Genomic DNA, 23,052 nt, shown 5'->3' on the forward strand with positions numbered 1-23,052 from the left:
GGCGAAGCTGGCCGGCATGGGCCTGGCCCTGAAGGACAGCCCGCCCGGATTCGACCCCACGGCCGCTGCCGACGCCTTCGGCGCCGACGACGACGCGGACGCGGGTTTCGTGGAGACCGAGCAGTACTGATCAGTACCTGACCGGTCGTTGCCGGTGGGCATCCGCTCACCGGGTTCCTGACCCCGGTACCTGACACGGCCGGGGCAGACACACAGGAGAAGAACCATGCCGAAGCCCACCAAGGGTGCCCGTCTGGGCGGCAGCGCCGCGCACGAGAAGCTGCTCCTCGCGAACCTCGCGAAGTCGCTCTTCGAGCACGGCCGCATCACCACCACCGAGGCGAAGGCCCGCCGCCTGCGCCCGTACGCCGAGCGTCTGGTCACCAAGGCGAAGAAGGGCGACCTTCACAACCGCCGTCAGGTGCTCCAGGTCATCACGGACAAGAGCATCGTGCACACGCTCTTCACCGAGATCGGCCCCCGCTACGAGAACCGTCCGGGTGGTTACACCCGCATCACCAAGATCGGTAACCGCCGTGGCGACAACGCGCCCATGGCTGTCATCGAGCTGGTCGAGGCGCTGACGGTCGCGCAGCAGGCGACCGGCGAGGCCGAGGCCGCCACCAAGCGTGCGGTCAAGGAGGCCGAGGAGGCCAAGGTCGAGGAGACCAAGGCCGACGAGGTCGCCGAGGACGCCAAGCCGGAGTCCGAGGAGTCGAAGGAGGCGTAAGCCGTCCTTTGGCTGCGGCGCCGTTCTGGTTGCTCGCGCAGTTCCCCGCGCCCCTCACGGGGCGCCTCAGTGGGCCCGTTCCTTCCCAGGGACGGGCCCGCTTCTCTTGCCCTGAGAGGATGCTCCTGTGAGTGACGAAGTTCAGCCCGGCCATGTGCGTATCCGTCTTGACCTGTCCTACGACGGGACCGGCTTTCACGGCTGGGCCAAGCAGGCCGGTGGGAAGCGGACCGTGCAGGGGGAGATCGAGGAGGCGCTGCGCGTCGTCACGCGGTCGCAGGAGACGACGTACGAGCTGACCGTCGCCGGGCGGACCGATGCCGGGGTGCACGCGCGCGGACAGGTGGCGCACGTCGACCTGCCGGCCGCGCTGTGGGAGGAGCAGGGCGAGAAGCTGCTGAAGCGGCTGGCCGGGCGGCTCCCTAAGGATGTCCGGGTGTGGTCGCTCACGGCGGCCCCGGAGGGCTTCAACGCCCGTTTCTCGGCCGTCTGGCGCCGCTACGCGTACCGGGTGACCGACAACCCGGGCGGCGTCGACCCGCTGCTGCGCAACCACGTGCTGTGGCACGACTGGCCGCTCGACGTGGCGGCCATGAACGAGGCGGCCGCGCGGCTGCTGGGGGAGCACGACTTCGCGGCGTACTGCAAGCGGCGGGAGGGAGCGACGACCATCAGGACCCTCCAGGAGCTGAGCCTGGAACGGGGGCCCGACGGGATCGTCACGGCGACCGTGCGGGCCGACGCCTTCTGCCACAACATGGTGCGGTCCCTGATCGGCGCGCTGCTGTTCGTGGGGGACGGGCACCGGGGCCCGGAGTGGCCGGGCAAGGTGCTGGCCGCCGGCGTCAGGGACTCGGCCGTGCACGTCGTACGACCGCACGGCCTGACCCTCGAGGAGGTCGGCTACCCGGCGGACGAGCTCCTCGCCGCGCGCAACAAGGAGGCGCGCAACAAGCGCTCGCTGCCGTCCGCCGGGTGCTGCTAGGGGCGCGTGGTCACCGGTTCGCCGCTGCCGAGGCCTGGGCCTCGCCGCGGCGGCGGATCTGGCGGAAGGTGAACTCCGCCAGGTCGTCACCGGTCCGGAAGACCTTGGTGTCCTTGGTGGTGACGTCCTTGCCGCTGGTGAAGCCGGTGGTGGTGAAGTAGGCGTAGCGGCCGTAGGAGTTGACGGTCGTACGGCAGACCCCGGAGTTGCAGAAGGCCGGCACGCCGGCGCCCGCGAGGGAGCTGACGAAGCCCTTCTTGTCGGCCTCGCTCTTGGCCTTGCCGGCCTGGGCCTCGGTGTTGAAGACGGCCACGCCGACCGTGACCGCGACGCCGTCCTTGCTGTAGGTGACGCGCAGCAGCCGGGTGCAGTTGTTCTTGGTGAGGACGTTGACCAGGGTGCCCTTGGCGACCGAGGCGCAGTTCTTGGTGTCGGCCGTCGCGCCCTTCTTGTAGACCGTCTCGCCCATGGTCAGCTGGGTGCCCGGGAAGAGGGTCTCGGCGCTGAGCGGTGCGGTGTCCTTCTGCACGCTGGATATGAAGTCCTGCGGGTCCAGCGGCGGGGGCGCGCTGGTCGGCGCGAAGGACGGCACCGAGTCCGCTGACTCGCTGGGCAGCGAGGCGCTCGCGGGCAGGTTGGTGGGCGTGCCGGAGGCCTTGTCGTCGCCGTTCGCGGACACCACGGCCATCGCGACGGCGGTGCCGATCGCCAGCGTGGCGACCACGCCACCGCCGATGAACAGCACTCTGCGCCGCTTGTTCCGCGTTTCCGAGGCCTCGGCCAGCGCCGCCCAGTCCGGGGTCTGGTCGTTGCCGCTGCTCCACGGTTGCTGAGACTGCGGTTTCCAGGGATCCCACTGGGACTGGGGTCCCCCCTGCCCATAACTCATGGGGCGCATCTTAGACGGGGGAAGCGGGGTGCCGGTGCGACAGTACGAACGGTGATAGTGGACCTTTGGGGCACCGGGGAGCATCCCGGTACCGCCGGGGGCCTCCGATGTCCAGGGAGTGTCGCCGAGGGCTCGTTTTGACCCGTCCGGGGGCGTCCCGGTAGGCTGACTCCTCGTTGTGTATTGGCTCGCTCATTCTCACGGGAGCGGCCTCTACCTAGGTTCCCTGGAGCAGTTACCAGTGGGCGGCATACGGGCAGCGTCCCCGGCACTGTCGTCCCCAGCTGCACGATCGCTTCAGTGATGCCATGTGTCAGCACCCATCCACTGAAGAAGAAGGCTGCGAAGTGCGTACGTACAGCCCCAAGCCCGGCGATGTGACTCGCCAGTGGCACGTCATTGACGCTCGGGACGTCGTCCTGGGCCGTCTCGCCACCACCGCCGCGTCCCTTCTCCGCGGCAAGCACAAGCCGATCTACGCGCCCCACGTCGACACCGGTGACTTCGTCATCATCATCAACGCCGACAAGGTGCACCTGTCCGGCAACAAGCGGACCCAGAAGATGGCGTACCGCCACTCCGGTTACCCGGGTGGTCTGCGCTCCGTCCGTTACGACGAGCTGCTCGACAAGAACCCCGAGAAGGCCATCGAGAAGGCCGTCAAGGGCATGCTCCCCAAGAACACGCTGGGCCGTCAGATGCTCTCGAAGCTGAAGGTCTACAAGGGTGACGTGCACCCGCACGCTGCGCAGCAGCCGGTGCCGTTCGAGATCACCCAGGTCGCGCAGTAAGTCCGGCCACCCCCTAAGACTGAAGAGAATCTGAGGAGAATCGTGGCCGAGACCACTGCCGAGCAGCCGCTCGAAGAGCTTGACATCGACAGCTACACCACGGAGTCGGACGTCCCCGTCGAGGGCGAGTACACCTCCGAGTCCCTCGCGTCCCGCTTCGGCGACCCGCAGCCGGCCGCCGGCCTGGGCCGTCGCAAGAACGCCATCGCCCGCGTCCGGATCATCCCGGGCACCGGCAAGTGGAAGATCAACGGTCGCACCCTCGAGGACTACTTCCCGAACAAGGTGCACCAGCAGGAAGTCAACGAGCCCTTCAAGGTGCTGGAGCTCGAAGGCCGTTACGACGTCGTCGCCCGCATCGCCGGTGGCGGTGTCTCCGGTCAGGCCGGTGCGCTCCGTCTCGGTGTCGCCCGCGCGCTGAACGAGGCCGACGTCGACAACAACCGCGGCCCGCTGAAGAAGGCCGGCTTCCTCCGGCGCGACGACCGTGCGGTCGAGCGCAAGAAGGCCGGTCTCAAGAAGGCCCGCAAGGCCCCGCAGTACAGCAAGCGTTAATCTCAGTCGCCTGCACGTACTCCGAACGCCCCGGCGGCACGCCACATGTGCCGCCGGGGCGTTCGTTTATCCCAGGCAAGGGCGTATAACGACACAAGACGCTCAACAGCTGGTGTGATCGCATGACTAAGCGCCTGCCATCATTTTCTGGCAGCAAGGACGCTTCCTCAGGAGGACAAGTGGGACGACTCTTCGGCACGGACGGCGTGCGCGGTGTCGCCAACGCGGACCTGACCGCCGAGATGGCGCTCGGCCTGTCGGTCGCGGCGGCGCACGTGCTGGCCGAGGCGGGAACGTTCGAGGGCCACCGGCCGAAGGCGGTCGTCGGACGGGACCCGCGCGCGTCCGGGGAGTTCCTGGAGGCGGCCGTGGTCGCGGGCCTCGCGAGTGCCGGCGTCGACGTCCTGAGCGTGGGCGTCCTGCCGACCCCGGCCGTGGCCTTCCTGACCGGCGCGCTCGGCGCCGACCTCGGTGTCATGCTCTCCGCCAGCCACAACGCCATGCCGGACAACGGCATCAAGTTCCTCGCCCGCGGCGGCCACAAGCTCGACGACGAGCTGGAGGACCGCATCGAGGCGGTGTACGAGTCCCACCGGCACGGCGAGCCCTGGGAGCGGCCGACCGGTGCGGGCGTCGGCCGGGTGCGGTCGTACGACGAGGGTTCCGAGCAGTATGTCGGCCACCTGCTGTCCGTCCTGCCCAACCGGCTCGACGGCCTGAAGATCGTTCTCGACGAAGCGCACGGCGCGGCCGCGGGGGTCTCGCCGGAGGCGTTCCGCCGGGCCGGTGCCGAGGTCGTCACCATCGGAGCCGAGCCGGACGGTCTCAACATCAACGACGGCTGCGGCTCGACCCACCTCGGACCGCTGAAGGCCGCGGTCGTCGAGCACGGCGCCGACTTCGGCATCGCCCACGACGGCGACGCGGACCGGTGCCTGGCCGTGGACCACACCGGCGAGGAGGTCGACGGCGACCAGATCATGGCCGTGCTCGCGCTCGCGATGCGGGAGCGGGACGCGCTGCGCGCCGACACCGTCGTCGCCACCGTCATGTCCAACCTCGGGTTCAAGCTGGCGCTGGAGCGGGCGGGGCTGCACCTCGTGCAGACCGCGGTCGGCGACCGGTACGTCCTGGAGGAGATGAAGGAGCACGGGTACGCCCTCGGCGGCGAGCAGTCCGGGCACGTCATCATCCTCGACCACGCGACGACCGGCGACGGCACGCTGACCGGGCTGCTGCTGGCGGCGCGGGTCGCGGAGACCGGGAAGTCCCTGCGGGAGCTGGCCGGGGTGATGGAGCGGCTGCCCCAGGTGCTGATCAACGTGCCGGACGTCGACCGGTCGCGCGTGGGGACCTCGGGGGACCTGGCGGCGGCCGTGGCCGAGGCGGAGCGGGAACTGGGGGAGACGGGCCGCGTGCTGCTCCGCCCCTCCGGGACCGAGCCCCTGGTGCGGGTGATGGTGGAGGCGGCCGACATCGAGCAGGCGCGGTCGGTGGCGGGCCGGCTGGCCGACGCCGTGAAGTCGGCGCTCGGCTAGCTCGTCCTGCGGGCAGGGGGTGCCGTGGGCGCCCCCTGGGGCTGTCGGCGTTGCTGTCTCCAGAGGTGCTTCTGGGCGATGAGGGTCGCCGTGCCCGCCAGGACGATGCCCAGCAGGTTCAGGAGCAGCTGCTCCGTCGAACCCCACGCCTGCCGGTACTCGCTGTACGAGAAGGCCACCGCCGCGTTCGCCGCCGCCGGGACCGTCGTCACCGAGATGGCCACGCCGACCAGGGCGCCGGACTTCGCCGAGGTCAGCGAGAGTATGCCGGCGATGCCGGCCAGGACCGCGACGACGAACGAGAACGCGTCCGGGCGGTAGATGAAGTTGGTGTTCGGGCGTTCGGCCTCCAACTGCACCCTGCTGAACAGGCCGGCGCCGTCCATGAAGTAGGTGAAGCCGACCGTCACCAGCATCGCCACCGCGAAGCCGACGAGCAGCGCGATCACGGAGCGCAGGGCGAGGCGGGGGTGGCGTCGCACGGCCGCCGTGCAGATGCCGGCCAGCGGGCCGAACTCCGGGCCCACCGCCATCGCGCCCACGATCAGGATCGCGTTGTCCAGGACGACACCGCAGGCCGCGATCATCGTGGCCAGCGTGATGAACGCGACGTAGGTGACCGACAGCGTCGACTCCTCGTGGGTCGCCTCCGTCAGCCCTTCCCACAGCACCGCGTCCGCGCCCTCGCCCGGCGCCTCGGCCTCGGCCTCGTCGGCCCGGCGGGACAGCGTCAGGTCGATGTCCTCCACGGCGATCGAGCCGGTCTCGTCCAGGCCCGCCGCCCTGAGCGCGCCGATGAGTTCGTCGCCCGCCTCCCGGGCCACGTCGCACATCACGACGTCCCCCGCCGGGTTGCGGGCGGCGCCCGGCAGGACCACGAGGTGGGTGGTGCCGACGGTGGTCTCGATCAGCCGGACCACGTCGTCGGTGCGGTCGGCCGGGGTGATCAGGCGCAGATGCAGCATGGCGCCTTTCTAACAGGCCCGGGTGTCAGAGCTTGCGCAGCCTCAGGCGCTGCACCTTGTGGTCCGGGCCCTTGCGCACCACCAGGGTGGCGCGGCCGCGGGTGGGGGCGATGTTCTCCACCAGGTTCGGCCTGTTGATGGTGCGCCACAGACCGCGGGCGTAGTCCAGGGCCTCCTCCTCGGAGACCTGGGTGTACTTGCGGAAGTACGAGTCGGGGTTCTGGAAGGCGGTCTGCCGGAGCTTCCGGAACCGGTTGAGGTACCAGCGCTCGATGTCCTCCTCGCCGGCGTCGACGTACACGCTGAAGTCGAAGTAGTCCGCGAGACCGACCCGGGTGCGGCCGTCGCTGCCGGGCAGCGCGGGCTGCAGGACGTTCAGGCCCTCGACGATCAGGATGTCGGGGCGCCGGACGGTGAGCCTGCGGTCCGGGACGATGTCGTAGATGAGGTGGGAGTAGACGGGGGCGGTGACCTCGTCCTTGCCGGCCTTGATGTCGGCGACGAAGCGGGTCAGGGCCCGGCGGTCGTACGACTCGGGGAAGCCCTTGCGCGACATCAGGCCGCGCGCCTCCAGCTCCCTGGTCGGGAGCAGGAACCCGTCCGTCGTCACCAGCTCGACGCGCGGGTGCTCGGGCCAGCGGGAGAGCAGGGCCTGCAGGAGCCGGGCGACGGTGGACTTCCCGACGGCGACCGAACCGGCCACGCCTATCACGAACGGGGTGCCGGACTGCGAACCCTGTTCGCCGAGGAAGGTGTTCAGGGCGCTCCGCAGGCCGTCCGTGGCGCCGACGTACAGGTTGAGCAGCCGGGACAGCGGCAGGTAGACGTCCCGCACCTCGTCGAGGTCGATGACGTCACCGAGCCCGCGCAGCTTCTCGACCTCCTCGGCGGTCAGCGGCAGGGGCGTCTTGTCACGCAGCGCGCTCCACTCGGCGCGGGTGAGGTCGACGTAGGGAGTCGCCTCCGGCCTGTGCCGGTGGGCGCTCCGGGGCATCGGGGAGACCGGAGAGATCACATTCCATTGTTAACGGAGTCTGAACGGGACGGCGGGTGGGGTCCGTCACGTGGGGCTGCGGCCGCGACCGCGGGAGGCGAGGCTCTCGGCTGCCAGGTGCCCGAGGGACTTGGCGCGCGTGACGAAGATGTCCGGGTTGTCCATCCTGGCCGTGACCCGCGGTGGATAGATCTCGGCATCGACGTGCTGGGCGAACGTGTCGCGCAACGCGGTGAGGACGTTCGTCCGGTCGGGCTCGGGAAGCGACCCGACGAACACATAGCCCGACGCGACACCCGCGGTGACCGCACGCCTCGCCTGGTCGTCCGTCACGTGCCGGAGGATGAAAGCGGCCACGTCCTCGAAGAGCGCGGACGTGGCGAACCAGGCGAGATCCTCCTCCTCCGATGCCCCGCAGGGCAGTGACACGAGCTTCGTCATCGCTTCCCTTTCATGGTCCGGTGGCCGACAGGCGAGGGGTGCTCGGAGAGTGGCACGACCGGCTCCGGTCCGCGACGTGATTTCTGATTTCGGGCACGCTGAGCCGTGTTCGGGCCCGGATCCGCACTTAGGCTGCCGCTCATGTGCGGAATCGTGGGATACGTGGGGGCGCAGTCGGCGCTCGATGTCGTGGTGGCCGGGCTGAAGCGGCTGGAGTACCGCGGGTACGACTCGGCCGGTGTCGCCGTGCTGGCGGACGGCGGGCTGGCCTCGGCGAAGAAGGCCGGGAAGCTGGTCAACCTGGAGAAGGAGCTGACGGAGCGGCCGTTGCCGACCGGGTCCACCGGCGTCGGGCACACCCGCTGGGCCACGCACGGCGGCCCGACGGACGCCAACGCGCATCCGCACCTCGACAACGCCGGCCGGGTCGCCGTCGTCCACAACGGGATCATCGAGAACTTCGCCGCGCTGCGCGCCGAGTTGGCGGAGCGCGGGCACGACCTGGCGTCCGAGACGGACACCGAGGTCGTGGCGCACCTGCTCGCCGAGGAGTTCTCCGGCACCGCCGATCTCGCGGAGGCGATGCGGCTGGTGTGCCGCCGTCTGGAGGGCGCGTTCACCCTGGTCGCGGTGCACGCCGACGAGCCGGACGTGGTCGTGGGCGCCCGCCGGAACTCCCCCCTGGTGGTGGGCGTGGGGGAGGGCGAGGCGTTCCTCGCCTCGGACGTCGCCGCGTTCATCGCCCACACGCGGTCGGCGATCGAGCTGGGCCAGGACCAGGTGGTGGAGCTGCGCCGGGACGGCGTGACGGTGACGGGCTTCGACGGCGCCCCGGCGGACGTCCGTTCGTACCACGTCGACTGGGACGCGTCGGCGGCGGAGAAGGGGGGCTACGACTACTTCATGCTCAAGGAGATCGCCGAGCAGCCCAAGGCGGTCGCGGACACCCTCCTGGGCCGTATCGACACGAACGGCTCGCTGACCCTCGACGAGGTCCGGATCGGCGCGGCGGAGCTGCGCGAGGTCGACAAGGTCGTCATCGTCGCCTGCGGTACGGCCTTCCACGCCGGACTGATCGCCAAGTACGCCATCGAGCACTGGACCCGCATCCCGTGCGAGGTGGAGCTGGCCAGCGAGTTCCGCTACCGGGACCCGATCCTGGACTCGCGTTCGCTGGTCATCGCCATCTCGCAGTCCGGCGAGACCATGGACACCCTGATGGCGCTGCGGCACGCGCGGGAACAGGGCTCGAAGGTGCTCGCCATCTGCAACACCAACGGCTCGACGATCCCCCGTGAGTCGGACGCGGTGCTGTACACCCACGCCGGCCCGGAGGTCGCGGTCGCCTCGACCAAGGCGTTCCTCACCCAGTTGGTCGCCTGCTACCTGGTCGCCCTCTACCTCGGCCAGGTGCGGGGCACCAAGTGGGGCGACGAGATCGGCGCGGTGATCCGGGACCTCTCGCAGATCTCCGGCGAGGTCGAACGGGTCCTGGAGACCATGGAGCCGGTGCGGGCGCTGGCGCGGTCGCTGGCGGACAAGAAGACGGTGCTGTTCCTCGGCCGGCACGTCGGCTACCCGGTGGCCCTGGAAGGCGCCCTGAAGCTCAAGGAACTGGCGTACATGCACGCCGAGGGCTTCGCGGCGGGCGAGTTGAAGCACGGGCCGATCGCGCTGATCGAGGAGGACCTGCCGGTGGTCGTGGTCGTGCCCTCGCCGCGCGGCCGTTCGGTGCTGCACGACAAGATCGTGTCCAACATCCAGGAGATCAGGGCGCGCGGTGCGCGGACCATCGTGATCGCGGAGGAGGGCGACGAGGCGGTCGTGCTGTACGCCGACCACCTGATCAGCATCCCGGCCACCCCGACCCTCCTCCAGCCGCTGGTGGCCACGGTCCCGCTCCAGGTCTTCGCCTGCGAACTGGCCACCGCCCGCGGCAACGAGGTGGACCAGCCGCGCAACCTGGCGAAGTCCGTGACCGTGGAGTGACCGTAGGCTGCCCGTCATGAGCATCATCGGGGTCGGGATCGACGTCGCCGAGATCGACCGGTTCCGGGAGTCGCTGGAGCGTACTCCCGGGCTGGCCGGGCGGTTGTTCGTGGAGCGGGAGTTGTATCTGGCGAGCGGGGAGCGGCGCGGCGCCGCCTCGCTCGCGGCGCGGTTCGCGGCGAAGGAGGCCCTGGCCAAGGCGCTGGGTGCGCCGCCGGGGCTGCTCTGGACGGACGTGGAGGTCGTCGTCGAGGACAGCGGGCGGCCACGGCTGCGGGTACGGGGCAGCGTGGCCTCCTGCGCGGCGGAACTCGGCGTCCGGTCGTGGCATGTGTCGCTCAGTCACGACGCCGGGGTGGCCTCGGCGGTGGTGATCGCCGAGGGGTGACCCGACCCCTGGGAGTGCCCCGGGAGTGCTCCGGGTGTGACGTCCGAGCGGCGGCGGATGCGTGGTCCGGGGGTTACGGGAGAGACTCGGGGCATGCGGACTGCTTACAGCGTGGAGACGGTACGGGCGGCCGAGCGGGAGTTGATGGCGCGGCTGCCGGAAGGGGCGCTGATGCAGCGGGCGGCCGCCGGGCTGGCCGCCGCCTGCGCCGAGTTGCTCGGACGGGTGTACGGCAGCCGGGTGGTGCTGCTCGTCGGCAGCGGGGACAACGGCGGGGACGCGCTGTACGCGGGGGCGCGGCTGGCCCGCAGGGGCGCGGGCGTCACGGCCGTGCTGCTCACGCCGGAGCGCGCGCACGCGGACGGGCTGGCGGCGCTGCGCCGGGCCGGCGGCAGGGTGGCGGACCCCGGGCGTGCCGACGCGGCGATCCTGCGGGCCGATCTCGTCGTCGACGGGATCGTGGGCATCGGCGGGAAGGGCGGGCTGCGCCCGGACGCGGCCGCGCTGGTGGCCGTGGTGGAGCGGTCGCGGGCCGCCGTGGTCGCCGTGGACCTGCCGAGCGGGGTCGAGGCGGACAGCGGCGAGGTGCGCGGGGCGGCCGTACGGGCCGACCTCACCGTCACCTTCGGGACGCACAAGCCGGGGCTGCTGGTCGATCCCGCGCGGGCGTACGCCGGTTCGGTACGGCTGGTCGACATCGGGCTCGAACTGCCCGAGGAGGCCGAGCTGGAGGCGTTGCAGGACGTCGACGTGGCGCGGCTGCTGCCGGCGCCGTCGGCGGAGAGCGACAAGTACCGGCGGGGAGTGGTCGGCATCGCCGCCGGGTCGGCGCGCTATCCGGGCGCGGCCGTGCTCGCCGTCGCGGGTGCGCTGCGGGGCGGCGCCGGGGCCGTACGGTACGCCGGGCCCGCCAAGGACGAGGTGCTGGCGCGCTTTCCCGAGACGCTGGTCTCGGACGGGGGGCCGCGCAAGGCCGGCCGGGTGCAGGCGTGGGTGGTCGGGCCGGGCGCCGGTGACGACGCCCGGGTGGTCGCCGAGGTGCTGGAGGAGGAGGTGCCGGTGCTGCTCGACGCGGACGGGCTGCGGCTCGCCGACCGGGACGCGGTGCGCGGCCGTACGGCACCCACGCTGATGACGCCGCACGCCGGGGAGGCGGCCGCTCTGCTCGGGGTACGGCGGGAGGAGGTCGAGGCCGGCCGGCTCGCGGCGGTGCGGGAACTGGCGGCGGCGTACCGGGCGACGGTGCTGCTGAAGGGGTCGACGACGTTGGTGGCGGCGGCCGGGGGAGGAGCGGTCCGGGTCAACGCGACGGGGACGCCGTGGCTGGCCACCGCCGGGAGCGGGGACGTGCTGTCGGGGCTCGGAGGGTCGTTGCTCGCGGCGGGGTTGGACGGGCGGGACGCGGGGAGTGTGGCGGCGTATCTGCACGGGCTCGCGGGGAGGTTCGCCGCGCGGGGGGCGCCGGTGGTCGCGCACGAGGTCGCCGCGGAGTTGCCGTCGGCGTGGCGGGGTGTTTTCCCGACGGGGTGAGGGGCCGCTGAAGGGGGCGCTGCGGCCCAGGGCGTCTGCATCCCTCGGGTGACCTCGCCGCGCGGCTTCCTGGAATCGCCACGGGGGCGGGGTTGTCTGATCGCATGATTAGTGGACGAATCATGCGTAGACGGCGGGGAAGTGCCGGAGTTCTCGTCGTCGCTCTGGCCGTGCTCTGTCTCGGGGCCGGGAGCGCCGCCGCCGGCACCGGTGCCCCCAAGCCGCCGGCCGTCGTTCCCGAGTCGGAACTGGTGCCGGGGGTCGCGCCCGGCCCCGGCCTGCCCTGGACACTCGACACCCCCGACCAGGTGCTGCCGCCGAAGGTGTACACGCCCGGTGCCCAGGAGGACGCCGTCGAGCCGAAGGCGGCGCCACCGGGGACGTACGACCTCGTCGAGTACGTGCCGCTCAGCGACGCCGTCTCCAAGGTGAGCTGCTCCAAGCTCACCGGCCCGTACCAGAGGCAGATCGAGCAGTGGCTGGGGCTGAAGGCGGACGGCAGGCAGTCCGCGGCCGACTGCAAGGCCATCCGGACGTTCCAGAAGCGGTACGGGGTCAAGCCGGCGATCGGGTTCGCGGGACCGGTGACCTGGTACCAGATGATGCTGCTGTCGGCGCGGAAGAACCCGAACGCCGCGAAGAACTGCCCCGTGCGGTCGTACCGGGTCGCCTGCGTGGATCTCAACCGGCAGGTCACCTGGGTGCAGAAGGGCAGCAAGGTGATCTACGGGCCGGTGCAGATGCGCAGCGGACGCAAGGGCTACGCGACCAGGGCCGGCTGGCACGCCGTGTACTGGCGGCACAAGAACCACTGGTCGACCCTGTACAACTCGCCCATGCCGTATGCCCAGTTCTTCGACGGCGGGCAGGCCTTCCACGCCGTGTACGGCTCCATCTACACCACCGTCGGCTCCTGGGGCTGCGTGAACCTGAAGCTCGGCGACGCCAGGAAGCTGTGGGACGTGCTGAAAAAGGGGGACAAGGTGTACGTGTGGGGGCACCGGACGGGTACCTGAGCTGTCCGGACCTCGTACGAGGGCCTGCGCCGGGGGGCCGGCCGGGGCCTCTGAGACACTGGGGGCGCGATGAGTGACACACCGACTGCACCGACTGCGCGGACTGCGCCGACCGCGCCCCTGCGCGCCCGCGCCGAGATCGACCTGGCCGCCCTGCGGGCCAACGTGCGGACCCTGCGCGCCCTCGCGCCGGGCGCCGCCCTGATGGCCGTGGTGAAGTCCGACGCGTACGGCCACGGCGCCCTCCGGTGTGCCCGGGCCGCCGTCGAGGCGGGCGCGGCCTGGCTGGGTACGGCCACTCCGGAGGAGGCCCTGGCACTGCGCGCGGACGCGGGGCTGCCGGCGGACGTGCGGATCATGTGCTGGCTGTGGACGCCGGGCGGGCCCTGGCGCGAGGCCGTCGAGGCGGACCTGGACGTGTCGGTGAGCGACCTGTGGGCGCTGCGCGAGGTCGTCGAGGCGGCGCGGCTGGCCGGCCGCCCCGCGCGTGTGCAGCTCAAGGCGGACACCGGGCTCGGGCGCAACGGCTGCCAGCCCGCCGACTGGCCCGAGCTGGTCGGCGAGGCGCTGCGGGCCGAGGCGGCGGGCCGGGTCCGGATCACGGGACTCTGGTCGCACTTCGCCTGCGCCGACGAGCCCGGCCATCCCGCCACCGCCGCCCAGCTCACCCTCTTCCGTGAACTGCTCGCGTACGCCGAGGAGCAGGGCGTGCGCCCCGAGGTGCGGCACATCGCCAACTCGCCGGCCACCCTCACCCTCCCCGCGTCCCACTTCGACCTCGTCCGCACCGGCATCGCGCTGTACGGCCTGTCGCCCAGCCCCGAGCTGGGCAGCGCGGCCGACTTCGGCCTGCGCCCGGTGATGACCCTGGCCGCCTCCCTCGCCCTGGTGAAGCACGTCCCGGGCGGACACGGCGTCAGCTACGGACGCCAGTACGTCACGCCCGGCGAGACCACCCTCGGGCTGGTCCCCGTCGGCTACGCGGACGGCGTCCCGCGGCACGCCTCCGGCAGCGGACCCGTGCTGGTCGGCGGCAAGTGGCGGACGGTCGCCGGACGCGTCGCCATGGACCAGTTCGTCGTCGACCTCGGCGGCGACGAGCCCGAAACCGGTTCCGAGGCCGTGCTGTTCGGGCCGGGCGACCGCGGCGAGCCCACCGCCGAGGACTGGGCCCAGGCCGCCGGCACCATCGCCTACGAAATCGTCACGCGCATCGGAACCCGGGTTCCTCGCGTCTATGTGAACGAGGAAGCGAATGGGCAGGAACCAAGGGACGGCGACTGACCTTCTCCTTGGTTCGGCGCCGCCGCAACCCGGTTACACCTGTAGCAGCAGCATGAGTCATGTCGTCGGCGTCACCCGAACCGCCGAACCGGCGAACTGCAGTACGGCGAAGAGGAGCGGTACGTGAGCGAGAGCAGTGCGGAGGCCGTAGCGGACGCCGCGGCGGCCGTCGTCTCCGCCACGGGGGTGGACGCCAGCTGGCGCAAGGTGACCGGTATCGCCGGGGCCGCCATAGGCGTACTCGCCGCCGGGGCGGCGGCCGGGGTCGCCCTGGAACGGATGACGGTGGGCCGCGGGATGCGCCGCAAGGCCCGGCTGGCCCTGGACTCCGCGGGACCCTACGGCACCCTGCGCGGCACCCCGGGCAAGGCGTCCGCCGACGACGGCACCGAGCTGTACTACGAGGTCGACGAGACCGAACCCGACACCGGCACCGCCGTCTCCCCGCGCCGCCGCCGGCTCTTCGGCCGCAAGGCGCCCGCACCCGTCACCGTCGTCTTCAGCCACGGCTACTGCCTCAACCAGGACTCCTGGCACTTCCAGCGCGCGGCCCTGCGCGGCGTCGTCCGCACCGTGCACTGGGACCAGCGCAGCCACGGCCGCTCCGGACGGGGCGTCGCCCAGCACGAGGACGGCGCGGCGGTCACCATCGACCAGCTGGGCCGGGACCTCAAGGCCGTCCTCGACGCGGCCGTCCCGGAGGGGCCGATCGTGCTGGTCGGTCACTCCATGGGCGGCATGACCGTGATGGCGCTGGCCGCGCAGTACCCGGAGCTGATCCGGGAGCGGGTCGTCGCCACCGCCTTCGTCGGCACCTCGTCCGGGCGGCTCGGCGAGGTCAACTTCGGGCTGCCGGTCGCCGGCGTCAACGCGGTGCGCCGGGTGCTGCCCGGAGTGCTGAAGGCGCTGGGCACCCAGGCCGCGCTGGTGGAGAAGGGGCGGCAGATCACCGCCGACCTGTTCGCCGGGATCATCAAGCGGTACTCGTTCGCGGGCCGGGACATCGACCCGGCCGTCGAGCGGTTCGCCGAACGGATGATCGAGTCCACCCCGATCGACGTGGTCGCCGAGTTCTACCCGGCCTTCACCGACCACGACAAGACCGCCGCGCTCGCCCACTTCCAGAAGCTGCCGGTGCTGGTGCTGGCCGGGGTGCAGGACCTGGTCACGCCCAGCGAGCACAGCGAGGTCATCGCCGACCTGCTGCCCGACGCCGAACTGGTGCTCGTCCCGGACGCCGGTCACCTGGTCATGCTGGAGCACCCGGAAGTGGTCACCGACCGGCTCGCCGACCTCCTCACCCGCGCGGGCGCGGTGCCGGCAGGGGCTACGGTAAGTGGCTATGGAAGCACCAGCAGCACGGCACGACCCGGCTGAGACCGAGCTGATCATCACCTCCCCCGAGCAGATGCGGGAGCTGGGCCGCCGACTGGCCAAGCTGCTGCGCGCCGGTGACCTCGTGATGCTCAGCGGGGAGCTCGGCGCCGGCAAGACGACGCTGACGCGCGGCCTGGGCGAGGGGCTCGGGGTGCGCGGCGCCGTCACCTCGCCGACCTTCGTCATCGCCCGCGTCCACCCTTCCCTCGGCGACGGGCCGCCGCTCGTCCACGTCGACGCGTACCGCCTCGGCGGCGGGCTCGACGAGATGGAGGACCTCGACCTCGACGTCTCGCTGCCCGAGTCCGTGATCGTCGTGGAGTGGGGCGAGGGCAAGGTCGAGGAGCTGACCGAGGACCGGCTCGTCGTGGGCATCCACCGGGCCGTCGGTGACACCACGGACGAGGTCCGGCACGTCACCCTGACGGGGCTAGGGGAGCGGTGGGCCGCGGTGGAGCTGGGCGCGCTGTCCGCCTGAGGACCGTGTGAACGTTCCGACAAGGCGTCGGGAAAATGTTGCGCCGGGCACATCGGGCGTGGTCACATGGTATCCAGTCCGTAGTTAGGTCTGCCTAACCACGTCCGCCCCCGTACGTCAGGAGGCGCCAGTGTCCGTGTCCCAGTCCGAGGAGCGGCGACCGGTCCCGGCCGCCGACGTCTCCATGCGCGCACTGCTGGCGTCCTGCGCGGCCGCCGACGCGGTGTCGAGGCCGCCGAGACGTCCGGACCCGGCCTCCGGGCCGCTGCCGCAACCGGCGGCGCGGCCGACGCCGCAGCCGGGCGCGCGGACCCGCCAGGCGGCCTAGGGCCCCAGCCTGTCGTTCAGCGGATCACCATCACCTTCACGCCGATCGTCGCGAACCGCCACATCGCCTCGCCGTCCGCGCGGGTCTCGCGGATGCCGCCCGTCTTCACCGTCGGGTCGGGGGTCTCCGCGGAGCCGCCGCCGGTGGCGGCGCTGAAGCCGATCGCCGAGCCGTCCTTCGTCGTCGCGAAGCGGACCACGTGCTCGATGGGCAGCCCGTCCGTGCCCGTGACGGCCTTCGAGCGGGAGGTCACCCAGTAGACGCCCGGGACGGGGTCGATCGTCCCCGGGTTCACCTTGAAGGTGCGCTCCAGGCGGCCCTGCTCGTTGACGAGCCAGACCCGGTCGTCGTCCACCGAGTACACCACCCGTTCACCCGTGCCGGAGTTGTTCGGAAGGGCGTCCGGATGGCGCCGGTCCCGGTGCGCCCTGGACGCCGTCGCCCCGGGCGCGGCGCTCGCCGCCGCCCGGCCGCCGAGGCCGGGCGGAACGGTGGCGGAGGCCTGGTAGGCGAGGAGGCCGACCGCGCCGACGGCCGCCGCGGTGAGGCCCGCCACGATTCCCGAGCTGGTCCCTGACACGTGTGCCACCTCTGTCTAGCCGGATGCCCTGCCGTGCGACTCGCGCACGTCGCGTGGACGACTCGTGTACGACTGGCCGTATATGTCGTACTTCGTACGAACCGTAGCAGTCAGTGACGGTCCGCTCCGGACGGCCGTGCTCGCGCCGCCGGAGCCGTAGGCTGTTCGCGTGCTCTTGCTCGCTCTGGATACCGCCACCCCCGCCGTCACCGTCGCGCTGCACGACGGTACGGCCGTCATCGCCTCGTCGAGCCAGGTGGACGCGCGCCGGCACGGCGAGCTGCTGCTGCCGGCCGTCGACCGCGTCCTCGCCGAGGCCGGGGTCAAGCTGGACGCCGTGACCGGGATCGCCGTAGGCGTCGGACCCGGTCCCTACACCGGCCTGCGGGTCGGTCTGATGACCGCCGACACCTTCGGGCTCGCGCTCGGGGTGCCCGTGCACGGCGTGTGCACGCTCGACGCCCTCGCCTACGCGGCCGACATCGAGAAGGGCCCGTTCGTCGTGGCCACCGACGCCCGCCGCAAGGAGGTCTACTGGGCGACGTACGCCGACTCGCGCACCCGGCTCACGGACCCGGCCGTCGACCGGCCCGCCGACATCGCCGAGCGGGTCGCCGGGATGCCGGCGGTCGGTGCCGGCGCGCTGCTCTACCCGGACACCTTCCCGGCCGCCCACGAACCCGAGCACGTCTCGGCCGCGGCCCTGGCCTCCCTCGCCGCCGCCAGGCTGGCCGCGGGCGAGGAGCTGCCCGCGCCCCGGCCGCTGTACCTGCGCCGGCCGGACGCCCAGGTGCCCAAGAACTACAAGGTGGTCACACCCAAGTGACCGCACAGCTGCGCGAGATGCGCTGGTGGGACATCGACCCGGTCCTGGAGCTGGAGAAGGACCTGTTCCCCGAGGACGCCTGGTCCCGGGGCATGTTCTGGTCCGAGCTGGCGCACGCGAGGGGACCGCAGGCGTCCCGGCGGTACGTGGTCGCCCTGGAGGACGACCGGATCGTCGGGTACGCGGGGCTGGCCGCGCAGGGCGCCGGGGCCGAGGGCGGCGCCGCCCCCGTGGGCGACATCCAGACCATCGCCGTACGACGCGACCAGTGGGGCACCGGTCTCGGCGGGGAGCTGCTCACCGAGCTGCTGCGGGCCGCGACCGCCTTCGAGTGCGCCGAGGTCATGCTCGAGTGCCGGGTCGACAACCTCCGCGCCCAGAAGCTCTACGAACGGTTCGGCTTCGAGCCCATCGGGTTCCGCCGCGGCTACTACCAGCCGGGGAACGTGGACGCCCTGGTGATGCGGCTGACGACGAAACCCGACAGTGGCTCCGCCGACGGATCCACCTCCGAACAAGGAACCGAGATCAATGGCTGACGAACCCCTGGTCCTGGGGATCGAGACCTCCTGCGACGAGACCGGCGTCGGCATCGTCCGGGGCACCACCCTGCTGGCCGACGCCGTCGCCTCGTCCGTGGACGAGCACGCCCGCTTCGGCGGGGTCGTCCCCGAGGTCGCCTCCCGCGCGCACCTGGAGGCGATGGTCCCGACGATCCAGCGGGCCCTGAAGGAAGCGGGCGTGAGCGCCCGGGACCTGGACGGCATCGCGGTCACGGCCGGCCCCGGCCTGGCCGGCGCGCTGCTGGTCGGCGTCTCGGCGGCGAAGGCGTACGCCTACGCGCTGGGCAAACCGCTGTACGGGGTGAACCACCTCGCCTCCCACATCTGCGTCGACCAGCTGGAACACGGCCCGCTGCCCGAGCCCACGATGGCCCTGCTGGTCTCCGGCGGCCACTCCTCCCTGCTGCTGTCCTCGGACATCACCTCCGACGTGCGGCCGCTCGGCGCGACCATCGACGACGCGGCCGGCGAGGCCTTCGACAAGATCGCCCGGGTGCTGGACCTGGGCTTCCCCGGCGGCCCGGTCATCGACCGCTACGCGAAGGAGGGCGACCCGGAGGCGATCGCCTTCCCGCGCGGCCTGACCGGCCCCCGCGACCCGGCGTACGACTTCTCCTTCTCCGGTCTCAAGACGGCGGTGGCCCGCTGGATCGAGGCGAAGCGGGCGGCGGGCGAGGAGGTCCCGGTCCGTGACGTCTCCGCGTCCTTCCAGGAGGCCGTCGTCGACGTCCTGACCCGCAAGGCCGTCCGCGCCTGCCGGGACGAGGGCGTCGACCACCTGATGATCGGCGGCGGGGTGGCCGCCAACTCCCGGCTGCGCGCCCTCGCCCAGGAGCGCTGCGAGGCGGCCGGCATCCGGCTGCGCGTTCCCCGCCCCAAGCTGTGCACGGACAACGGCGCGATGGTGGCCGCCCTGGGCGCGGAGATGGTCGCCCGCAACCGGACGGCGTCGAGCTGGGACCTCTCCGCGGACAGCTCCCTGCCGGTGACGGACCCGCACGTGCCCGGCGACCACGACCACGTGCACGAGGTCAGCAAGGAGAACCTCTACTCGTGACGGTCGCGTCGATGTGGGAGGCGCGGGCCGCGCAGGGCAGGGGCGACGACCTGCTCGCGTGGGCGCGGGCACAGGGCCTTGCCAGGGCCCCGTTGCGCCGCGAGACGTTCCGGGCGCCGCAGGACCGGGTGCTGGTCATCACCTGGTGGGAGGGGGAGTACGACGCCGACCTGCCCGAACTCCCCGACCCGCCCGGCGACCTGGTCACCCGCCCGGTCCACCGCTGGCGTTTCGAGTCGGTCGACGGCGGCGGCCGCTGACCGGCGGGCCGCCGGTCACACCACCTCCGTCGCGCAGCGCAGCACCCGGTCCGGCCCCGGCCGCCGCACCGGGCCGGTCAGCCGGAGCCGTACCGCGGCCCGCACCTCCGCGCTCGACGCCGCCACCCGCAGCTCCAGCGCCCCCGGCTCCACCACCCGCGCCCCCTCCCGGTCGGTGAACGCCGACAGGTCCGCGTGGAACCGGAAGGTGACCCGCCGGGACGCGCCGGGGGCCAGCTCGACCCGCTGGTAGCCGATCAGCCGCACGTCCGGGCGGGTCACCGAGGCCACCGGGTCGTGCAGGTACAGCTGGACGACCTCCGCGCCCGCCCGCTCGCCCGTGTTGCGGACCGTCAGGGTGACGTCATGGGTGCCGTCCGTGGTGATCTCGGCCGTGTCCGGCGAGACGAGGTCCCAGGCGAACGCCGTGTAGGAGCGGCCGTGTCCGAAGGGGTACAGCGGGGTCGGGTCCAGGTTGCTGACCTCGCCGGCCAGGCCCAGCGGCGGCTGGAGATAGGTCCAGGGCTGACCGCCGGGCACCCGCGGGACGCTCACCGGCAGCCTTCCCGAGGGGTTGACGCGGCCCGACAGCACGCCCGCCACCGCCGGGCCGCCCTCCTCCCCGGGGAAGAACGCCTGCACCACCGCGCCCAGCCGGCCGTGCCAGCGGCCCAGCGCGTACGGGCGCCCGGTGAGCAGGACCAGGACCACCGGGACCCCGGTGGCGACCAGCGCGTCCAGCAGACCGCCCTGGACGCCGGGCAGCGCGAGGTCCGTGACGTCGCAGCCCTCGCCGGAGGTGCCTCGTCCGAACAGGCCCGCCCGGTCGCCCAGGACCGCCACGCACACGTCCGCCTCCGAGGCGCGGGCCACCGCCTCCTCGAAACCCGAGGTGTCCGGGTCCGAGACGTCGCAGCCCTCGGCGAACGTCACCTTCGCGTCCGGGAGTTCGGTGCGCAGGGAGTCGAGGACCGTGGGGATGGAGACGCCCAGATCCACCTCGGGGTGGTGGGTGAGGACGTGGGACGGGAAGGAGTAGCAGCCGAGCATGGCGAGCGCGTCGGCGGCCCGGGGGCCCACCACCGCGACGCGGGTGCCGGGGGCGAGGGGGAGCACGCCGTCGGGGTTGTCCAGCAGGACCACCGACTCCTCGGCGAGCCGGCGGGCCAGGGCGCGGTTGGCCGTCGAGTCGAGGTCGACCGGGCCCTCCTGCGCGGGCTCCCAGTCCTCGTCCAGCAGGCCCAGCTCGCACTTCTGGAGCAGCACCCGGCGGGCCGCCCGGTCGACCAGGGACTCCGGGACGGTGCCTTCCCGGACCGCGGCCACCAGGGGGCGGCCGTAGCACTGCAGCGTCGGCAGTTCGACGTCGACGCCCGCCGCGAGCGCCAGGTGCGCCGCCTCCGCCTCGGTGCCCGCCACCCGGTGCAGCGTCCCCAGGAAGCCGATGCCGAAGTAGTCGGAGACCACCGTGCCCTCGAATCCCCATTCGGTCCGCAGGAGTTCGGTCAGCAGGCGTGGGTCCGCGGAGGCCGGGACACCGTCCGTGTCGTTGTACGCGGCCATCACCGACCGGGCCCCGCCCTCGCGCACCGCCATCTCGAACGGGGGCAGGGTGACGTCCGCGAACTCCCGGACCCCGGCGCGGACCGGCGCCAGGTTGCGGGCGCCCGCGGAGGAGGCGTAGCCGGCGAAGTGCTTGAGGGTGGCGACGATCCCGGCCGACTCCAGGCCCCGCACGTAGGCCGTGCCGATCGTGCCCACCAGGTAGGGGTCCTCGCCGATCGTCTCCTCGACCCGGCCCCAGCGCGGATCACGCACCACGTCCAGGACCGGGGCCAGACCCTGGTGGACCCCGACCGAGCGGAGGTCGTGGCCGATGTGCCGGCCCAGCTCCTCGGCGAGCGCCGGGTCGAAGGAGGCGCCCCAGGCGAGCGGGACCGGGTACGCCGTCGCCTGCCAGGCCGTGAACCCCGCCAGGCACTCCTCGTGGGCGATCGCCGGGATACCGAAGCGGCCGGCCGCGGTGATCCGGCGCTGGGCGCGGGCCAGTGCTCGCGCGCCCAGCGCCGGGGCCACCGGGGCGGTGCCGAAGGAACGGGTCAGCTGGCCGAGGCCGAGCGTGATCAGCTCCTCCCAGTCGTGGTCGGCGGTCATCTCGCGTTGCAGCGGGGCGACTCCGTCGCCGTCCGTGGCGGCGCCCACCCACACGCCGTAGAGCTGGGCGGTCTTCTCCTCCAGGGTCATCCGGGAGAGCAGGTCGTCGACCCGGGTGGCGGCGGGCAGTGCGGGGTCTCGCCATGGAGCGGTGGTCATGAAACTCCCGTCTTCGCTTTCTGCGGCTCCTGCCTGGAACGCTGCTACGAATGTTTCGTACCAAACACCGAATGTTCCGGGAACCTATGGCGTGCTCAGGTCTTCGTCAAGGGGGAGCGTGGGGATACGATCGCGGGCATGACGCCTTCGAAGCCCGCAGAAACGCAGACGGCGACGCTCGCCGAAATCGCCCGTGAGGCCGGCGTGTCCGCTCCGACTGTTTCGAAGGTCCTCAACGGGCGCGCCGACGTGGCCCCGGCGACCCGCACCCGGGTCGAGGAACTGCTGCGCGCCTACGGCTACCGGCGGCGCCGCGCCGAGGCCTCCCGTTCCCCGCTGATCGACCTGGTCTTCCACGAGCTGGAGAGCGCCTGGGCGATGGAGGTCATCCGCGGGGTGGAGAACGTGGCCCGGGACGCGGGCCTGAGCGTCGTCCTGTCCGAGTCCGCCGGGCGGCTCACCCCCGGGCGGACCTGGGCGGACCAGGTGGCGGCCCGCCGGCCGCACGGGGTGGTGCTGGTGCTGTCGGGGCTGGACGAGTCGCAGCGGGCGCTGCTGCTGAGCCGGTCCATCCCGTTCGTGGTGATGGACCCGGCGGGGGACCCCGGGCCGGACGTGCCGTCCATCGGGGCCACCAACTGGCAGGGCGGGCTCGCCGCCACCCGGCACCTCGTCGAGCTGGGACACCGGCGCATCGGCGCCATCAGCGGACCGTCCCGGATGATGTGCAGCAGGGCCCGGGTGGACGGGTACCGGGCCGCGCTGGAGACCGCCGGGCTCCCCGTGGACCTGGGGCTGGTCAAGGCCGGCGACTTCCACCACGACGCCGGCTACCGGCTCGGCCTGGAGCTGCTGCGGATGCCCGACCGGCCCACCGCGGTGTTCACCGGCAACGACCTCCAGGCGCTCGGGCTGTACGAGGCCGCGCGCGAGCTGGGGCTGCGCATTCCGGAGGACGTGAGCATCGTCGGGTTCGACGATCTGCCGGTGGCCCGCTGGGTGGGGCCGCCGCTGACGACCGTACGGCAGCCGCTGACCGAGATGGCCGAGGCGGCGGCGCGGCTGGTGCTGGAGATGGGGCGCGCGCAGGACGCCACGACCGCGACCCGGGTGGAGCTGGCGACCAGTCTGGTGGTGCGGTCCAGTACGGCGCCGCCCGCCTCCGGCTGAGGCGT

Annotated in this window: 24 protein-coding genes and 1 pseudogene; 19 read left to right on the forward strand and 6 right to left on the reverse strand. The window is 72.4% G+C overall.

Annotated elements, in window-relative coordinates:
- From AB0G52_RS30260 to truA, 3 genes and pseudogenes are all read left to right on the forward strand, one after another.
- Positions 1 to 130: pseudogene (locus AB0G52_RS30260) on the forward strand (DNA-directed RNA polymerase subunit alpha); the annotation flags it as partial.
- A gap of 96 nt (positions 131 to 226) precedes the next feature.
- Positions 227 to 730, forward strand: coding sequence for a 50S ribosomal protein L17 (gene rplQ, locus AB0G52_RS30265; RefSeq protein WP_132893077.1), 504 nt, complete (start codon positions 227 to 229; stop codon positions 728 to 730).
- A gap of 127 nt (positions 731 to 857) precedes the next feature.
- The gene (gene truA, locus AB0G52_RS30270; RefSeq protein ID WP_132893076.1) at positions 858 to 1,715 is read left to right on the forward strand and encodes a tRNA pseudouridine(38-40) synthase TruA; all 858 of its coding nucleotides are present in this window, start codon (positions 858 to 860) and stop codon (positions 1,713 to 1,715) included.
- 10 nt (positions 1,716 to 1,725) lie between these two features.
- Here truA and AB0G52_RS30275 read toward each other — a convergent pair whose 3' ends face one another.
- Entirely contained in the window at positions 1,726 to 2,604 is an 879-nt protein-coding gene (locus AB0G52_RS30275; RefSeq protein WP_132893074.1) for a hypothetical protein, read from the reverse strand.
- A 347-nt stretch (positions 2,605 to 2,951) separates the two neighbouring features.
- Between AB0G52_RS30275 and rplM the strand changes: the two genes are divergently transcribed.
- The 3 genes from rplM to glmM all read left to right on the forward strand — a co-directional run bounded on the left by rplM (position 2,952) and on the right by glmM (position 5,488).
- Positions 2,952 to 3,395 (forward strand): 50S ribosomal protein L13, encoded by a 444-nt coding sequence (gene rplM / locus AB0G52_RS30280; protein ID WP_132893072.1) that lies wholly within the window; start codon positions 2,952 to 2,954, stop codon positions 3,393 to 3,395.
- A gap of 42 nt (positions 3,396 to 3,437) precedes the next feature.
- On the forward strand, positions 3,438 to 3,950 hold the full coding sequence (gene rpsI, locus AB0G52_RS30285; protein WP_132893070.1) for a 30S ribosomal protein S9: 513 nt from the start codon (positions 3,438 to 3,440) through the stop codon (positions 3,948 to 3,950).
- Positions 3,951 to 4,129: 179 nt separating this feature from the next.
- Complete coding sequence (gene glmM / locus AB0G52_RS30290) at positions 4,130 to 5,488, forward strand: phosphoglucosamine mutase (protein ID WP_132893068.1); 1,359 nt, start codon at positions 4,130 to 4,132, stop codon at positions 5,486 to 5,488.
- On the opposite strand, the gene AB0G52_RS30295 is transcribed toward glmM, so the two are convergent.
- From AB0G52_RS30295 to AB0G52_RS30305, 3 genes are all read right to left on the reverse strand, one after another.
- Complete coding sequence (locus AB0G52_RS30295; RefSeq protein ID WP_132893066.1) at positions 5,485 to 6,453, reverse strand: DUF389 domain-containing protein; 969 nt, start codon at positions 6,451 to 6,453, stop codon at positions 5,485 to 5,487. The genes glmM and AB0G52_RS30295 overlap by 4 nt on opposite strands.
- A 25-nt stretch (positions 6,454 to 6,478) precedes the next feature.
- Positions 6,479 to 7,447, reverse strand: coding sequence for a type I pantothenate kinase (gene coaA, locus AB0G52_RS30300; protein WP_165939532.1), 969 nt, complete (start codon positions 7,445 to 7,447; stop codon positions 6,479 to 6,481).
- A gap of 66 nt (positions 7,448 to 7,513) precedes the next feature.
- The gene (locus AB0G52_RS30305; protein ID WP_361340537.1) at positions 7,514 to 7,888 is read right to left on the reverse strand and encodes a hypothetical protein; all 375 of its coding nucleotides are present in this window, start codon (positions 7,886 to 7,888) and stop codon (positions 7,514 to 7,516) included.
- 141 nt (positions 7,889 to 8,029) lie between these two features.
- Here AB0G52_RS30305 and glmS point away from each other — a divergent pair, with 141 nt between their 5' ends.
- From glmS to AB0G52_RS30345, 8 genes are all read left to right on the forward strand, one after another.
- A complete protein-coding gene (gene glmS / locus AB0G52_RS30310; protein ID WP_361340540.1) occupies positions 8,030 to 9,877 on the forward strand; it encodes a glutamine--fructose-6-phosphate transaminase (isomerizing) in 1,848 nt (615 codons plus the stop codon).
- Positions 9,878 to 9,893: 16 nt separating this feature from the next.
- On the forward strand, positions 9,894 to 10,265 hold the full coding sequence (locus AB0G52_RS30315; RefSeq protein WP_361340543.1) for a holo-ACP synthase: 372 nt from the start codon (positions 9,894 to 9,896) through the stop codon (positions 10,263 to 10,265).
- Between the two features lie 93 nt (positions 10,266 to 10,358).
- Complete coding sequence (locus tag AB0G52_RS30320) at positions 10,359 to 11,795, forward strand: NAD(P)H-hydrate dehydratase (RefSeq protein ID WP_361340546.1); 1,437 nt, start codon at positions 10,359 to 10,361, stop codon at positions 11,793 to 11,795.
- A 122-nt stretch (positions 11,796 to 11,917) separates the two neighbouring features.
- Positions 11,918 to 12,811 (forward strand): L,D-transpeptidase, encoded by an 894-nt coding sequence (locus AB0G52_RS30325; protein WP_361340549.1) that lies wholly within the window; start codon positions 11,918 to 11,920, stop codon positions 12,809 to 12,811.
- A gap of 69 nt (positions 12,812 to 12,880) precedes the next feature.
- Positions 12,881 to 14,095 (forward strand): alanine racemase, encoded by a 1,215-nt coding sequence (gene alr / locus AB0G52_RS30330; RefSeq protein WP_361340552.1) that lies wholly within the window; start codon positions 12,881 to 12,883, stop codon positions 14,093 to 14,095.
- Between the two features lie 123 nt (positions 14,096 to 14,218).
- Positions 14,219 to 15,472, forward strand: a complete 1,254-nt coding sequence (locus tag AB0G52_RS30335; RefSeq protein ID WP_132893052.1) for an alpha/beta hydrolase — start codon at positions 14,219 to 14,221, stop codon at positions 15,470 to 15,472.
- Entirely contained in the window at positions 15,438 to 15,950 is a 513-nt protein-coding gene (tsaE, locus tag AB0G52_RS30340) for a tRNA (adenosine(37)-N6)-threonylcarbamoyltransferase complex ATPase subunit type 1 TsaE (protein ID WP_132893050.1), read from the forward strand. Before AB0G52_RS30335 ends, tsaE begins: the two co-directional genes overlap by 35 nt.
- A gap of 130 nt (positions 15,951 to 16,080) precedes the next feature.
- Positions 16,081 to 16,278: a hypothetical protein gene (locus AB0G52_RS30345; RefSeq protein ID WP_361340744.1), complete on the forward strand. Its 198-nt coding sequence runs from the start codon at positions 16,081 to 16,083 to the stop codon at positions 16,276 to 16,278.
- A 16-nt stretch (positions 16,279 to 16,294) separates the two neighbouring features.
- Here AB0G52_RS30345 and AB0G52_RS30350 read toward each other — a convergent pair whose 3' ends face one another.
- A complete protein-coding gene (locus AB0G52_RS30350; protein ID WP_361340556.1) occupies positions 16,295 to 16,858 on the reverse strand; it encodes a hypothetical protein in 564 nt (187 codons plus the stop codon).
- Between the two features lie 169 nt (positions 16,859 to 17,027).
- Between AB0G52_RS30350 and tsaB the strand changes: the two genes are divergently transcribed.
- Genes tsaB through AB0G52_RS30370 form a run of 4 tightly spaced genes read left to right on the forward strand, consistent with a single transcriptional unit; the run spans position 17,028 to position 19,564 of the window.
- On the forward strand, positions 17,028 to 17,684 hold the full coding sequence (tsaB, locus tag AB0G52_RS30355; RefSeq protein WP_132893047.1) for a tRNA (adenosine(37)-N6)-threonylcarbamoyltransferase complex dimerization subunit type 1 TsaB: 657 nt from the start codon (positions 17,028 to 17,030) through the stop codon (positions 17,682 to 17,684).
- A gap of 17 nt (positions 17,685 to 17,701) precedes the next feature.
- Positions 17,702 to 18,223 carry a ribosomal protein S18-alanine N-acetyltransferase gene (gene rimI, locus AB0G52_RS30360; protein WP_132893093.1) on the forward strand — a complete coding sequence of 174 codons (522 nt, stop codon included), beginning with the start codon at positions 17,702 to 17,704 and terminating at the stop codon, positions 18,221 to 18,223.
- Positions 18,216 to 19,304 carry a tRNA (adenosine(37)-N6)-threonylcarbamoyltransferase complex transferase subunit TsaD gene (gene tsaD, locus AB0G52_RS30365; protein WP_132893045.1) on the forward strand — a complete coding sequence of 363 codons (1,089 nt, stop codon included), beginning with the start codon at positions 18,216 to 18,218 and terminating at the stop codon, positions 19,302 to 19,304. Before rimI ends, tsaD begins: the two co-directional genes overlap by 8 nt.
- Positions 19,301 to 19,564, forward strand: coding sequence for a hypothetical protein (locus AB0G52_RS30370; protein ID WP_361340560.1), 264 nt, complete (start codon positions 19,301 to 19,303; stop codon positions 19,562 to 19,564). The genes tsaD and AB0G52_RS30370 overlap by 4 nt, the downstream gene beginning before the upstream one ends.
- Before the next feature lie 15 nt (positions 19,565 to 19,579).
- On the opposite strand, the gene AB0G52_RS30375 is transcribed toward AB0G52_RS30370, so the two are convergent.
- Positions 19,580 to 21,877: a glycoside hydrolase family 3 N-terminal domain-containing protein gene (locus tag AB0G52_RS30375; protein WP_361340563.1), complete on the reverse strand. Its 2,298-nt coding sequence runs from the start codon at positions 21,875 to 21,877 to the stop codon at positions 19,580 to 19,582.
- A gap of 138 nt (positions 21,878 to 22,015) precedes the next feature.
- Between AB0G52_RS30375 and AB0G52_RS30380 the strand changes: the two genes are divergently transcribed.
- The gene (locus tag AB0G52_RS30380; RefSeq protein WP_132893039.1) at positions 22,016 to 23,047 is read left to right on the forward strand and encodes a LacI family DNA-binding transcriptional regulator; all 1,032 of its coding nucleotides are present in this window, start codon (positions 22,016 to 22,018) and stop codon (positions 23,045 to 23,047) included.
- Positions 23,048 to 23,052: the final 5 nt, after the last annotated feature.

Origin of the sequence: Streptomyces sp. NPDC021562, assembly GCF_040640875.1 — a bacterium.
Classification (GTDB): Bacteria; Actinomycetota; Actinomycetes; order Streptomycetales; family Streptomycetaceae; genus Streptomyces.

Coding starts and splice junctions, on each gene's coding strand:
- rplQ (WP_132893077.1), top strand. CDS start 227: ATGCCGAAGCCCACCAAGGGTGCCCGTCTGGGCGGCAGCGCCGCGCAC.
- AB0G52_RS30315 (WP_361340543.1), top strand. CDS start 9,894: ATGAGCATCATCGGGGTCGGGATCGACGTCGCCGAGATCGACCGGTTC.
- AB0G52_RS30375 (WP_361340563.1), bottom strand. CDS start 21,877: ATGACCACCGCTCCATGGCGAGACCCCGCACTGCCCGCCGCCACCCGG.
- alr (WP_361340552.1), top strand. CDS start 12,881: ATGAGTGACACACCGACTGCACCGACTGCGCGGACTGCGCCGACCGCG.
- AB0G52_RS30320 (WP_361340546.1), top strand. CDS start 10,359: ATGCGGACTGCTTACAGCGTGGAGACGGTACGGGCGGCCGAGCGGGAG.
- tsaE (WP_132893050.1), top strand. CDS start 15,438: ATGGAAGCACCAGCAGCACGGCACGACCCGGCTGAGACCGAGCTGATC.
- AB0G52_RS30325 (WP_361340549.1), top strand. CDS start 11,918: ATGCGTAGACGGCGGGGAAGTGCCGGAGTTCTCGTCGTCGCTCTGGCC.
- coaA (WP_165939532.1), bottom strand. CDS start 7,447: ATGCCCCGGAGCGCCCACCGGCACAGGCCGGAGGCGACTCCCTACGTC.
- tsaD (WP_132893045.1), top strand. CDS start 18,216: ATGGCTGACGAACCCCTGGTCCTGGGGATCGAGACCTCCTGCGACGAG.
- AB0G52_RS30275 (WP_132893074.1), bottom strand. CDS start 2,604: ATGAGTTATGGGCAGGGGGGACCCCAGTCCCAGTGGGATCCCTGGAAA.
- AB0G52_RS30305 (WP_361340537.1), bottom strand. CDS start 7,888: ATGACGAAGCTCGTGTCACTGCCCTGCGGGGCATCGGAGGAGGAGGAT.
- glmS (WP_361340540.1), top strand. CDS start 8,030: ATGTGCGGAATCGTGGGATACGTGGGGGCGCAGTCGGCGCTCGATGTC.
- AB0G52_RS30295 (WP_132893066.1), bottom strand. CDS start 6,453: ATGCTGCATCTGCGCCTGATCACCCCGGCCGACCGCACCGACGACGTG.
- AB0G52_RS30380 (WP_132893039.1), top strand. CDS start 22,016: ATGACGCCTTCGAAGCCCGCAGAAACGCAGACGGCGACGCTCGCCGAA.
- rimI (WP_132893093.1), top strand. CDS start 17,702: ATGCGCTGGTGGGACATCGACCCGGTCCTGGAGCTGGAGAAGGACCTG.